This window comes from Solobacterium moorei, from assembly GCF_036323475.1.
Taxonomy (GTDB): Bacteria; Bacillota_I; Bacilli_A; order Erysipelotrichales; family Erysipelotrichaceae; genus Bulleidia; species Bulleidia moorei.
In genome coordinates, this window is the sequence record NZ_AP028934.1 from 2319233 (window position 1) to 2332456 (window position 13224).

Annotated in this window: 19 protein-coding genes; 15 read left to right on the forward strand and 4 right to left on the reverse strand. The window is 35.8% G+C overall.

Annotated features, from left to right (window positions below; genetic code table 11):
• Nucleotides 1–35: 35 nt before the first annotated feature.
• A complete protein-coding gene (locus RGT18_RS11595; RefSeq protein WP_338176291.1) occupies nt 36–1208 on the reverse strand; it encodes an ABC transporter substrate-binding protein in 1173 nt (390 codons plus the stop codon).
• A 233-nt stretch (nt 1209–1441) separates the two neighbouring features.
• On the opposite strand from RGT18_RS11595, the gene RGT18_RS11600 reads away from it, so the two are divergent.
• Nucleotides 1442–2296: a DUF5131 family protein gene (locus tag RGT18_RS11600; protein WP_028078071.1), complete on the forward strand. Its 855-nt coding sequence runs from the start codon at nt 1442–1444 to the stop codon at nt 2294–2296.
• On the opposite strand, the gene RGT18_RS11605 is transcribed toward RGT18_RS11600, so the two are convergent.
• Genes RGT18_RS11605 through RGT18_RS11615 form a run of 3 tightly spaced genes read right to left on the reverse strand, consistent with a single transcriptional unit; the run spans nt 2288 to nt 5264 of the window.
• Nucleotides 2288–3811, reverse strand: coding sequence for a hypothetical protein (locus RGT18_RS11605; protein WP_028078072.1), 1524 nt, complete (start codon nt 3809–3811; stop codon nt 2288–2290). The genes RGT18_RS11600 and RGT18_RS11605 overlap by 9 nt on opposite strands.
• Complete coding sequence (locus RGT18_RS11610; protein ID WP_028078073.1) at nt 3811–4515, reverse strand: ABC transporter ATP-binding protein; 705 nt, start codon at nt 4513–4515, stop codon at nt 3811–3813. Before RGT18_RS11610 ends, RGT18_RS11605 begins: the two co-directional genes overlap by 1 nt.
• Nucleotides 4512–5264: a MerR family transcriptional regulator gene (locus RGT18_RS11615; protein ID WP_051240977.1), complete on the reverse strand. Its 753-nt coding sequence runs from the start codon at nt 5262–5264 to the stop codon at nt 4512–4514. The genes RGT18_RS11610 and RGT18_RS11615 overlap by 4 nt, the downstream gene beginning before the upstream one ends.
• Nucleotides 5265–5479: 215 nt before the next feature.
• On the opposite strand from RGT18_RS11615, the gene RGT18_RS11620 reads away from it, so the two are divergent.
• From RGT18_RS11620 to RGT18_RS11685, 14 genes are all read left to right on the forward strand, one after another.
• On the forward strand, nt 5480–6043 hold the full coding sequence (locus tag RGT18_RS11620) for a helix-turn-helix domain-containing protein (protein WP_282894012.1): 564 nt from the start codon (nt 5480–5482) through the stop codon (nt 6041–6043).
• 277 nt (nt 6044–6320) lie between these two features.
• Complete coding sequence (locus RGT18_RS11625) at nt 6321–7355, forward strand: hypothetical protein (RefSeq protein WP_028078929.1); 1035 nt, start codon at nt 6321–6323, stop codon at nt 7353–7355.
• A gap of 13 nt (nt 7356–7368) precedes the next feature.
• Nucleotides 7369–7545 carry a hypothetical protein gene (locus RGT18_RS11630; protein ID WP_162141254.1) on the forward strand — a complete coding sequence of 59 codons (177 nt, stop codon included), beginning with the start codon at nt 7369–7371 and terminating at the stop codon, nt 7543–7545.
• Between the two features lie 3 nt (nt 7546–7548).
• A complete protein-coding gene (locus tag RGT18_RS11635) occupies nt 7549–8343 on the forward strand; it encodes a ParA family protein (RefSeq protein WP_338175868.1) in 795 nt (264 codons plus the stop codon).
• Nucleotides 8340–9161, forward strand: coding sequence for a ParB/RepB/Spo0J family partition protein (locus RGT18_RS11640; protein ID WP_338175866.1), 822 nt, complete (start codon nt 8340–8342; stop codon nt 9159–9161). The genes RGT18_RS11635 and RGT18_RS11640 overlap by 4 nt, the downstream gene beginning before the upstream one ends.
• Before the next feature lie 59 nt (nt 9162–9220).
• A complete protein-coding gene (locus tag RGT18_RS11645; protein WP_028078907.1) occupies nt 9221–9637 on the forward strand; it encodes a hypothetical protein in 417 nt (138 codons plus the stop codon).
• On the forward strand, nt 9630–10304 hold the full coding sequence (locus RGT18_RS11650) for a hypothetical protein (RefSeq protein ID WP_028078908.1): 675 nt from the start codon (nt 9630–9632) through the stop codon (nt 10302–10304). Before RGT18_RS11645 ends, RGT18_RS11650 begins: the two co-directional genes overlap by 8 nt.
• 15 nt (nt 10305–10319) lie before the next feature.
• Nucleotides 10320–10538, forward strand: coding sequence for a hypothetical protein (locus tag RGT18_RS11655; protein WP_028078909.1), 219 nt, complete (start codon nt 10320–10322; stop codon nt 10536–10538).
• A gap of 69 nt (nt 10539–10607) precedes the next feature.
• Nucleotides 10608–10811, forward strand: coding sequence for a hypothetical protein (locus RGT18_RS11660; RefSeq protein ID WP_211220345.1), 204 nt, complete (start codon nt 10608–10610; stop codon nt 10809–10811).
• A complete protein-coding gene (locus RGT18_RS11665; RefSeq protein ID WP_162141251.1) occupies nt 10795–10983 on the forward strand; it encodes a hypothetical protein in 189 nt (62 codons plus the stop codon). The genes RGT18_RS11660 and RGT18_RS11665 overlap by 17 nt, the downstream gene beginning before the upstream one ends.
• A 46-nt stretch (nt 10984–11029) precedes the next feature.
• Nucleotides 11030–11233, forward strand: coding sequence for a helix-turn-helix domain-containing protein (locus tag RGT18_RS11670; RefSeq protein ID WP_028078912.1), 204 nt, complete (start codon nt 11030–11032; stop codon nt 11231–11233).
• Nucleotides 11234–11601: 368 nt separating this feature from the next.
• Entirely contained in the window at nt 11602–11802 is a 201-nt protein-coding gene (locus RGT18_RS11675) for a helix-turn-helix domain-containing protein (protein WP_338175861.1), read from the forward strand.
• Nucleotides 11803–11841: 39 nt separating this feature from the next.
• Nucleotides 11842–12180 carry a hypothetical protein gene (locus RGT18_RS11680; protein ID WP_338175859.1) on the forward strand — a complete coding sequence of 113 codons (339 nt, stop codon included), beginning with the start codon at nt 11842–11844 and terminating at the stop codon, nt 12178–12180.
• 698 nt (nt 12181–12878) lie between these two features.
• Nucleotides 12879–13082, forward strand: a complete 204-nt coding sequence (locus RGT18_RS11685; RefSeq protein ID WP_051241077.1) for a helix-turn-helix domain-containing protein — start codon at nt 12879–12881, stop codon at nt 13080–13082.
• The last annotated feature ends 142 nt before the right edge of the window (nt 13083–13224 follow it).

Here is a 13224-nt window from a genome sequence, read left to right on the forward strand (position 1 = left end):
CGAAATAGGGAGTATCGCCTCCCTATCTCAAATCACTACTTCTTATAAGTTGTATATTGACCGTTCTTGATTTGAACAAATACCGGTTCCTTGATCGGATCCCCATTACTATCAAAGGAGATACTTCCTAAGATTCCCTTGTAATCTGTAGATGCAATGCCCTTTACAATATCACTCGCCTTAAGAGAGCCAACCTTTTCAATTGTCTGTAATAGTAACATTGTTGAGTCATATGCGTTGATACCAAATGAGTTAATATCTGTGCCAAACTTTCCCTTATACTTCTTCATGATATCCTGAACGCTTTCCATATCTGGTGAGTATTGGTTGATAAAGATAACACCTTCAATTGCGGAAGCGTCGTTACCGGCTACACTAACAGCACCATCCCAACCATCAGCACCAACAATCTGTGCCTTGATGCCAAGATTTCTTGCTTGCTTTGCAATCTGTACATCCTTTTCATAATAGTTTGGAACAAATAATACATCGATATCTTCAGCCGCAATTTTTGTTAACTGAGAACTGAAGTCTTGGTCAGAAGTAGAAAATGCTTCAGATAGAACAACCTTTCCACCCTTACTTTCAAACTCAGCCTTGAAAGCTTCCGCTACACCGGTTGAGTAATCATCATCACTGTTATAAATCATAGCAGCCTTCTTTAAACCTAATGTTTCATATGTAAAGTCAGCTACCTGCTTTGCCTGCTGTGGGTCTGTATAACATGCACGGAACACATTAGGTCCACCTTCATCCGTAATATTCGCAGCAGTGCCACTAGGTGTAATGATAGGAACACCAGTATCCTTACTCTGTACTGCAATCGCATAAGATTCACCTGAAACAGTACCACCGATAATACCTGCAACCTTTGTATCAGAAACAAACTTGTTGTAGATATTTAACGCCTGTGTCTGATCACCTTGAGAATCCTGTACATCTACCTTAATTTTTGTACCATTAGCAGCGTTGTAATCCTCAACCGCAAGTTTAACTGCATTTGTTACAGCTAAACCGTATACTGCATAGTCACCCGTTGTTGGTCCTAATGTACCAATCGTATATGACTTCAAATCTCCAGACGCAACATAATCAGAAGTTGTTTCTGTTGATGTAGATTTACCAGATCCTTCGGATGCTTCACAAGCTGCTAGTGATAGAGCCATGAGTGCCACAAGGCCACCTTTTACTACTTTCCTGAAACTCATCATTTCCACCCTCGTTTTCTAATCTCTTATTTAAGATGTTCTTATTATATTGATGTAAAAATCTAAAATCAACTATATTCAGAATATTTTTACACATTTCTTTCACATTTGATGTAAATTTCTTTCAAAAATATAGATTATTTTTTCAATGTATAAAATTTATTCAAATTCACAAACCAATCATTTGTTTACATCTAACACAATACATACAATACACGTAGGAGGATAACGCAATGCACGACACATGGAATCCTTGGCATGGGTGTAAGAAGATTAGTGAAGGATGCACAAACTGCTATATGTATTTTCTCGATCAAATGCGCGCTCAAGATGGCTCACTCGTCCGCTTAACAAACAGTATGAAAAAACCCTTAGCGAAAAATCGTAAGGGTGAATATAAAATCAAGAGCGGTGAACTCATACGTGTATGTATGACCTCAGATTTCTTCCTAGAAGAAGCAGACGCTTGGCGCACACAAGCTTGGGACATCATGTGTATCCGTAGTGATGTAAAATTCTTCCTATTAACCAAACGACCAGAACGTATACTCTCCTGTTTACCGTCTGATTGGGGAGATGGATGGGAAAACATCATGATCAATGTCACAGCCGAAAACCAAAAGCGTGCTGATGAACGTATCCCTATCTTATTAGATTTGCCCTTTAAACATAAAGGGATTATGTGTGCCCCACTCTTATCAGAGCTACACATTGAGCAATACTTATCCGACAAAATCGAACAAATCATCGTCGGTGGAGAAAACTATAACGGCAGTAGACCTTGCCATTACGAGTGGGTTAAAAGCCTCTATCACCAAGCCACCAAACACGATATTACATTTGCCTTCATCGAAACGGGAACACACTTTATAAAAGATGGTAAAACGTATCATATCCCATCCAAAACCATTCAATCTAAACAGGCCTTTCGATCTGGTTTACAACACCAAGGAAGAAAACCCAGCTACATACTCGTCGACCAATTTAATAACCACATACCAGAGGAACAGAGATACCAACGTCAATTTGATATCGACTGTACAGAATGTGGTTCTAAACTCATATGTAATGGGATTGAACTAGGATAATGTACGAATTCTACTCAAAAGTAGAAATAGAATCATACTTAACATTAATAGAATACTCGCTACCAGATACATTGCGAAATAAAGATTCATTAATAAGCTAACCGAAAGTAGTATAGGCAATCCAACCATAAACAAACTAGTCAGCATCGTTAAACCAACTTGCAAATTTTGCTTAATTGGAACAACTTCATTGTCCCAACTATAATTTGCAAATCGATAGTCTAGCGCAAATCCCAAAATTGCAGTAAAGATAGAATATGCTAATGGAATAAGTAACACCGCAATCATCTGTTCAACTGATAGCGAAAATCGCAAGAATACAGCAATGATTGCGCAAACATATCCTATTAAATGTAAAGACAATGTCACCGATATCTTACTGAATATAATATCTAACATCTTGACAGGAGCAGTCTGAATAATCCATAGATTCTTCCCTTCTAATGATAAGGAAGAAGCCGATGGGAATGTGAACGCCAGCATCCCTGCAATCACAAGCGGAATATAATCCACCACATTTACAGGAATTTGCGACACTTTCAACATGGAAAACAGTACTGTTGGTGGCACAAACACCAACAAAACACTCCCTATCACCAACATAATGACACCAAACCCCTGATTGATTACTGCTAAATATGAACTAAAGAAACGTTTCATTTCTTTTTGATATAACGCATGCAATGCTGAACGCTGATTGAAAATTGCATTATGATATATAACTCTACGTTTTGTGGAAAGCTTATGAAGGACTTCATATTTCCATGTAAGCATATAGAAGGTTAAAACAGAAGCAATGATTGATATGCATGCATATAATAGGTTAGACTTCAAAAAGATTAAGGATAGTGGGTATATCTGTATCATTTGTAATCCTATCGTAGTAGATAAACCGCCTACACTTTGAAGCAGAAAGCTTCCTACCATCAAACCAATAAACAATAAAACAGATAATAGTACTTTTAATACTATTGTATGTTTAGCAAAAGATGCTACATAAAGAATGCCCACACCAAAGATGATTGCAATTCCTATCGGCATCACCGGAACAAACACAAGGGAAACAATACCGAATACAAACTGTATGTATGCATGTGTACTAAGTACATGCACCACCATACCCGGTAACATCATTACACAGGCGAAACAAAGCGAAAAGATATACACAATCAATAGTTTACTTGCAATAATATCTCTTTTAGAAACAGGTAATGACTGCAACATTTCATAATCATTGCCTTCAAACAATAATGCATTCAACGTAAACAATAATAATGTTATTAAAACAATACTCGTTAGCGACAATAAACTTGCATACACATATTCCACAAGTTCTGCATGCATCAAGTTTATTGTTGTCGTGACAGAGAATGACCCAATATTTATTGCCATATAAACAATCATGACAATGAATAATACGGCTATATAACGCTTTTGTTTATTGTTTCCACAAAGATCATTTATAGGCAGTGTATTTAAGAGTTTTGCTTTTGATAGATGAATGATTTGATTCATTATGCATCCACCTCCATAAAGAACTCTTCTAATGACTTTGTTCCCTTTACGGTATTCATATCGCCACATGTTATAAGTTTTCCTTTATGGATAATCGCAACTTTATTACATAGTTTCTCTGCCACATCTAATACATGCGTTGAGAAGAAAATTGTACATCCTTTCTGCGTCATCTCTTTCATAATATTCTTGAGTTCAAATGTAGCTTTAGGATCCAATCCAACAAATGGTTCATCTAAAATCAATATCTTCGGCTCATGTATAAGAGCCGCAATTATCGCAGTACGCTGTTTCATACCATGTGAATATGAGGAAATCATATTTCCCAGGGAATCTGTCATATCGAAGAGATTTCCATATGTTTGTATACGATTTTTTCTATCTTCAGAAGATACATTGTATAAATCAGCGATAAAGTTAATGAATTGATACCCCGTTAAATGTTCATATAAATCAGGATTATCCGGTATATATGCCAATTGTTGTTTACATAAGATTGGCTCACTTTGAATAGAATGACCATTGATCAAAATATTACCTTCATCAAAGCCATGAATACCAACGATTGCTTTAATAGTAGAAGTTTTCCCTGCACCATTAGCTCCAATAAAACCATAGATATCTCCATCAGAAATAGACAAAGATAAATGCTCTACAGCAACTTTTCCGTCATACTTCTTCGTTAAATTTTTAATTTCAATCATAAGTCTTCCTCTCGTAAGGTTTCTACACAGAACCTTTTTTTATTACAACATGGACAAGTCAACCTTCTAGTATGATACGTGTGTCTCGCCCAAAAAACCTCTTTTCCATTTGGCCTAAAAACGGTATGACATTCAGGACAGATATAGGCAACAATATTCATATATTTTTTGAATAAAATCGATCCAAAGATAATTATCAATATCTCAATAACAAGATATACCCACCACTTTCCGCTAAATAGCGAATACACAAAAGATGCACCTTGTATGATTCCAACTATGATCCCAATAACGAAAAGCTGTATCCGGTAATGTTTTAATCGTTCTTTCCGTTTCAAAATATACGCAATATTTGACATTGAGGCTGGTGTTATCACTGGTAGCGCCTTTAATTGTTCACGAAAAGATTTCGCATCTTGAAGTTTTATTTTTTGTTCCTCAACTTCTTTCTCTATCGCAAATATACGTTCATCAATTAAAGCCTTTATTATATTCTCGCCATTATCTTGCTGATAAATACTGGCAATATCATCAATGGATAATCCTAGAGAACGCAAGTAAATTAATAATCTTAATTTTTCTACATCTTCGGAAGTATACATGCGTCTACCACCTTCACTTAGTTCAGTAGGAATTAGTAATCCACGTTGATCATAGTATTGAACAGTACGGACTGTAATACCACATAATTTCGCAATCTCACCTGTCGAATACATCTTTTGTTTATTTCTTTCGATAGTATCACGCATATCACTCACCTCATAATAACGATAGTTTATCACGCAACGTCACAAGCAAGTTATTTTTGATTTTTTTCTGTAAAATTGCGAAAAAAACGTAAATTCTAAGATAAATGCGAAAAGAGTGGTATAACTCAAATCGCATAGAAACATTAAACAATGTGATTAAGAGAAATATAACTCTTGGTCGCATTGTTTTTATTTTGAGAAAGGAGGATAAGCTAATGGCATTGGAAAAAGTCAGTAAAAAGATCGTTAAGAAAATAGAAGAGTTGCATATACAAAACGTTGATCCAAATGTCATTGCTGGAGTTTTGGATATAGCCGAATCAACCGTGAAAAATGTGATTGCCGGAAAATATGTACGCACATCACTTACGGAAGCAGATGATAAGAGAATCCATGCACTTTGGGAAGAAGGCTTATCTGTTAAAGAAATCCGTGAAAAAACCGGATGGACAGAGCCGACAATCGCAAAGGTATTAAAGGATGTAAGAAAGCAGGTTCATAAGATCAAAGATGATGAACATCAATATATCCGTCAATTATATCAAGAAGGGAAAAAGCCGGCACAAATTGCAAGGATAACAAATCATAGTATTCCGGTAATCATGCTACATCTGGAAGGGCTTGTAGAACGTTCTACATTTAAGCGATTAACGCAAGATGATAAAGAATCTATCTTAGCGTTGAATAAGCAAGGATATAGCAGTAAAGACCTTGCAGAACGATTTAAAGTACATCTGGCAACGATCTATCGAATCATTAAAGAAAACAAAAGAGAATAAAAAAATCACATGAACATTTACCCATCGCCTACCAAGCTAGAGTGTTCTGTGATCAAGGGAGAAGGTTAATAGCCTTCAATATAGTGCATATGTAGAGGACTCAGATACTCAGATACTATCAGTATGACCTGACCGACCTCTTTGCATATATAAATATATAAGATTTAACTAAAAAAAGCAATTTTATAGATGTTAAAGATTTATTAAAAATCACAAATAAAATAAAAAAACAACATAGGAAACCTATGATGTGTAGTTAATTGAATGAAGGAGCTTTATGGAAACATTTTTTAACAGGACAAATATTTATGATGATCTGCAGTCTGTGTTCAGTATTAGTGATTGGATTACCGCTTGCACTGGTGATGTGGTAGTGGATTCCACGGTTACGGATCTTGGCTGGCAAGAATTCTTCTGTATGTTGGAAGAATTTGAGATAAGTAGGGCAGGCAAGAGAGCATCCACCTTCAATATCCAGGCAAAGTCTTTAGAGATTTTGCTACCTACCGGAATAACGGATGTCAAACATTGTGTACATGTCATCATGCATGAATTGTTTGGTCATGAAAAGCATCTACCCTATGCGGCATGGTTGGAAACAAGAGGAAAGGGGAAGTATATCAAAATACTTATTTCTGAACGATATTACAGTAAAGAAGAACTTATCTATGAAGATAGATGGAAGTCGGATAGGTTTCAAAACAAGCTCACAGGGAAACTATGTAAAGCAGACGATCCTCAAGCCAGAAGAATTGTAAAGGCAGGTGACATTCGGAAGACTTGGATATCACACTTCAGCCTAAAGAGCCGAATGTTTACGGCTGATGGATTTGCCAGAAAGCATTCAAACAGAAAAAAGAGAATTGGCTTTGATAGATTGCTAAGCCATATACGCCAGTGTATTGCTGCAGCATTTGTTAAATTGAAGATTCAGTTTAACAAAACATTCCTACTTCCAAAGCTGAAACGTCATGATTGGCTCAATAAGTATCAAAACATCAATCTAACCAGGATAAATTCAGCCATACAACATATAGAACAGGAACTGCAGATGGAGTGGATTGCACTCAGGGATGGTTATTTCCTACAAGAAAGGAAAACATATGACCGATTCATGGTGATTGCACAGAGATACTTAAATCGTTTCAAAAATGGTTTTTTCAATAAAAAAGTTGGAGGAAACAGAAAACTAAAACTATCATTCTCACCGTTCATGAATGTGGTGAGAGTCCAGGAGAATCTGGACAGTTTGGTCGAAGATTTTAATCAGGAAATTGAAGAATTCCGGATGAAATACCGGTATGGAATCTAAGGAGAAGAGAAAAATGGATGAGATGTTGATCAAAGAGTATGACGATGTTCTTAAAAAAGTACATTCTGAATGGAAAGCATTGCCGGAATCACGAAAAAAAGAAAAACTATTTCAGTTATTCCAAATGATGTTGAACGTACAAACGAAATTACATGTTTATTGGCAATTTGAACAAAATATGGAGGGTTAGTTTATGATCACAGCAATACTAAACATCAAAGGTGGTTGTTCCAAAACACTGTCAGCTGAAATGCTTGCAAGGGGATATGCAAAAGAAGGTAGAAAAACATTAGTAGTAGATGCAGACGGACAAGGGGATATTACTTCTTCTTTAATGCCACACATCAATTTTGATCAACCTGAAAATGTTGGGGGCGTTACGCCCCCGGAAAAGGGAACCATTGTGGACTATCTGAAAGGAAACAAAAAGATAGAGGATTGTATCTGGCATACAAAGATCGAAAACATTGACTTGATCCCATCCAGTATGGACTTGTTCACTGTCATCTATGAAATGCAGGGAAGAGGTGGTGCAGATTTCTTGTTGGGAAATGCATTAAAGGGATTGGACTATGACGAGATCATCATCGACAATAACCCTTCCATCAATAAGATGACCTATAACTCCATCTATGCGGCAGATGTAATCATCTGTCCTACAAATATTAGTGAAAAGACATTGAAGGGAGTTATGAATACACGTGGTGTATGCGTGCAAGCATTAGATGCATTGCCATTTAGCAAGCCTTTAAACTTCAAGATTGTCCTTACAATGATGACACGAAACAATAACTGTAAAGAAGGAGCAAAACAGTTAAGAGCAGCATTTGGAAAAGATGTATTTGATACACAGATTCGATTCCAACAGAAGCCAGTGCAGGATGCAGAATTTAGTAAGAAGTCCCTATTAGACATGAAAGCTGGTGTAGCTGAAGACTATAGAAATTTGACAAAAGAAGTAATTCAAAAGGATGAGGTGCATGCATGACAAATTTAGATTTAGGAAAGATGTTTGGGGACAGCAATCAGGAGATGCAGAAAGCAGCTGCATTAAAGACATACTTAGTAAAGTTGAATAAAATTCTTCCATCAGAGGAGAATCCATACGAAGTAGAAGAAGAATCCGTTCAAAGATTGGCTGAGAACATTGAACAATACGGACTGTTCCAGGCACTTACTGCACAGAAAGAAGGCAGTGAGATACGGTTGATCTCCGGAGAACGCAGATATACGGCATTGAAATATCTTGTGAATCAGGGACTTACATATTCTTACAATGGTGAAGATATAACTGGATATGCTCCAATTTGCTACATCAAGCAAACTTCAGGAGATACAAAAACAATGTTTATGATTTCTGCAAATGCTCATAGAGATTTACAGTCAGATGAAAAAAATAGAATCATAGACACAACCTTAGTAGCTTTAGAAAAGCAGGAGATGAGTGGAAAGTTCTCCTGGGAAGGCAAACGCAAGGCAACGGTAATCTCTTCGATCACAGGAATTAAAGAACATTATGTAAAAGATTATTTAGCAAGTAAAAATAGAGAAATTAAATTTGCTGAAGAAGATCCGGAAACGCTTGCGAAGATCAGACAATCCAAGCAAGTATCGGAAGAAGAGAAAGCCTATAAGGAACTGCTCAAACAGATCAATAAATGCATCAAGAAGTTTGAAAAACTGGACAGTTATGTATTAGCAACTTTATCTGAAGATGAATTAAATACATTTCAAAGCAAATGCTTTGAACTAAGTCTTCATCTACAAGAATGCACAGCAAATGGTGAAAGAGAATTAATGTCATAGAAAAAAAGTAGTAGGTGTTGTTCTGGGGGCGAAACGCCCCCAGAGGAAAGGGGAGCAAGATGATCCGCAATAATCAACAAAGCGTGGATGCATTGGCTGAATATGTCGAGGATGAAATGTCCATATTGTGCCGACTGAATGCAACAAATATCAGAATGAACGAAAGCATTCCGATAGCGGATTGTTTTGATCCAATCTGTTTGTTTGAATCCAGGATGCTGATCTATGAAATGCAAAAACGTATTGCAAGTAAAGATGAAGAAAATGAGTTGCTGAAACGACTTGTACTGCAAGAACTGCAGAGCTGTTCGATTAATGAAATAGATTTATGGGTGGAAGAATTACGCATGCAGGGTTTATCGATGACAGTTGGCAGCCTGAGTGAAAAGATCAAATCCAATTCTTTAAGACCGGAAGAATATACGATCATCGCAAAATGCATATTGAATAAAAATGCAGGAGGTACAGATGGATAGATGGGTAAAAATCGTTGAAATGCATTGTGATCCGGAAGAAAGGTTGAATGAGTTTATGGGTTTGCTGCAGGACATCAACGCATTGTACAGCAATCAAAGATTCTATTTTAATGATCAATGCATTGCAAGATTTGATAAAGAAGTATTCCGATTGAATCGGATCAAGGTTGGCGGTTCGATAGTTAAAATTCCGGAAGGAAACTGCGAATATGATGAAAGATATTCTGCTTCCATGATGTATGACTACGAAAATAAAATGCTGAGTTATGGATCATTAAGATATTTCAATGTATTTCTTACGGAAATTGAAAGACATGCGATTGTGTGGAAATGGTTTAAAGCAACCAAACGGATCAGCAGAGAATATCTTTTAAAAAAGTTCCAAATTTCATCTAAGACTTTACCTAAAGTATTAGCAAGAGCAGAAGAAAAACTGATTGAGCTATGGGCATTGGACTTTTATGGTCGGGCATGTGACAGTGGAGAGATATTGGGACGTGATGCACGGAACTGGTTGCGAGAAACAAGAACTGGGATCTATGGTGGCTATTTGGCAGAGTATCCACAATGGTACTTACATTTCTATCCATCTGAAGAGGAAACGAAAATGATTTTAGAAAGACATGGATTGTTAGATCTTAGTAAATTTGAGGGAAAAACGAAATGAAATTAATATGTTAGCATGCTTGCAAAGAAATTTTTATCTGATCGGATCTTAGATGAGATTTCATTAATAAAGGAAATCTTTGAAGGGTTGGATGCACCACATGGTTTTCATTTGGCAATCAATGAAGATCTATCAATATTTGTCTTGGATGGAAATTTGTACTTATATAGCGATGAGTATGCGCTAGGTACAAAGTTTAAGGAGATTGCTTTGTCTGAAGCTTCAAGAGATTAACCAACTATAAGTTTGTGTTTTGAGAAAGAAATAGTCTGGGGGCGTTTTGCCCCCAGAAGGAGGAAGTAAATGATCATAATGAAAAATCATGAATATAAGTTAATTAAAAGAGGAGTATGCCGAAAGTGCGGCTGCACAGAAAATAGTGCTTGTTATGTGTCCGGAATTGGCACTTGCTGGTGGGTGGATGATACGAAAACACTATGCAGTCATTGCTTTTATGGATGTTGTGAGCTGTCATTAGAAGAGAGTGTCGGTGAACAGAATGGATGATGAGATCATGGTTATTCTTTCTAAAGATAACAGGGCATTTGAAACAGCATGGTTCACCAATATGCATGCAGCCAAGAAGTGGGCGGACAGAATCAGAGATAAAAGTGATTATCTGGTTACGATTTTTAAGGGTTCAAATGACAATCCAGTTGAACAATATCAGGTAATGTAAAAGTCTGGCGTTTCGCCCCCAGAGAAAGGAATGCGAAAGCGCTAATATGTTATCAAATAAAATTGAACAATTAAGAAAAGAAAAAGGATACACTTTTGCAAAGCTATCTGAACTAACAAGAATCAGTACAGGAAGACTATACGATCTGGCTACAGGAAAACGAAATAATCCAACTATGGATACTCTTATAAAATTGGCAGATGCACTAGATGTAACACTAGATGAATTGGTGGGAAGAAAAGGAAGATAATGTCTGGGGGGGCGTTTCGCCCCCCCAGAGAAAGGAATAAGATGAAAGAAAAATTCTATACAAGATATTTACTTTTAAATACATTGTTGCTGATATTGAGTCTGGCATTTTGGTTAGTGATATCTGATCTATATATGAAATGTTTTGTTTTGGCAAGTTTATATATTTTTAGTGCAGTAGCTCTACTACGAATAATGTGTGATGACAAGAAAGTATATATATCTCGTTTGCTTTTGGTTACTGTAACTATGGTTATATATGCGATTGTAATGACGATTTTATTTATGAAAGTGTATCCTTTAATTTTTGAATTTTGTGAAAATTATCCTCAAAGGTGATTATGGAGATATGAAGAAAATAGAAATATTATGAAAATAGAGTTACTAGAATATAGAGAACAGAAGCATCTTACTTTAGCAGTACTGTCGAAAATGACAGGTCTAGGTACTGGAAGGCTTTCAGAAATTGAAACAGGCGTAACGTCTGATCCCAGAATTAGTACACTCATAAAAATAGCGGATGCATTGGGTGTATCACTAGATGAATTGGTTGGTAGGAAGAAACAATAGGTATGGGGGCGAAACGCCCCCAGAAGAAAGGATAAGGATGTGAAAATAATATTACTTGGCTTACTTGTTACATTACATTTTGCAATCGCTGCACCAAAAATTACTGATACAAATGATAAAGTTGCAGAAATTTTTATTGGAATAACAAAATTATCAATAATCTATCTATTATTTATGAATATTGATATGCAGATTATTAAATATACATTTGGAAAGGAAGGAGAATATATAGCAAATATCATTTGTTATACAGGCTCGATATTTTTGATACCAACATACTGTATCTGCTATGCATTAAAACTATTGTTTTTAAAATGGGAGAAGAAACTGGAAAACAGATGGAAGTGCTGCAAAGAGCAAGACAAGGATCGGGGATAAGCAAAACATAAAATACACTTTGTAAATTTTCTTTAATTGATTTGGTAAATTACTATATGTACAAACTGCGTGATTATAAATGCAATACGAGAAAAAGAAAATAATAATGATTGGAGATATAAGGAAAAGTGGCAGAAAGGATACTGTCGAGAAAATTTGACTACTGGGAATTGATGATTCATATGCGAATGATGATACAAAAAAGAACAAAGTGCTAAGGAAAGGAATATTATATGCAAATACTTTTCGTAGAGAAAAATTTCTTTTTTTGAAATGTATTATGCGGATAACAAGGATTGTGATTACTAAAAGTGCCAGAATGATGTTAAGCAAAATTGTTCCTTTTTCAAAGCGTCGGAGCCATGTTAAATTCGGATATATGAGATTAAGTATTTTTGTAAGCAGAAGTTGAACAATGAGAGTAAACACTAAAACGAAAAATAATAACAACAATGATGATCTGTCAGACATATTTATGTTTCTTGATATTGGATCGATGTTTGAGGAGGAATTATTAACATAGAAATTATAGTTATTATTTATAACGGTTTTGGCATCATTATCTTTTTTGAAGTGGTCTTCAATAGAAAACAGATTTGCAAGTAAGGATATTAAATTGAAGAGAAAATCCATAAATAAAACCTCCGAGATATGTAATCAAATTATACTTCATAAATATGAAGTTAGAAAGGGAACCAATGAATACAGAAAGCTTTAAGCGGATAAAGAAAGAAAAAGGAATAAACAATTATGAAATACATAAAAGATCAGGTGTGCTTGAATCGACCTTATCTGAATTTGAAAAAGGAAAGCATACAGATCTACGCATAAGTACACTTATAAAGATTGCGGATGCATTAGATGTAACATTGGATGAGTTGGTAGGTAGAAAAAGGAATTAATGTTTGGGGGCGAAACGCCCCCAGAAGAAAGGGTGTAAATATCCGGTGTTGGATGACGAATTTTCAATGTTGATATAATTAACTAAGAAATTGTTATAATATTTTTAATACATGGCGTGTTTTTTGCTGATGCAGAATTCGT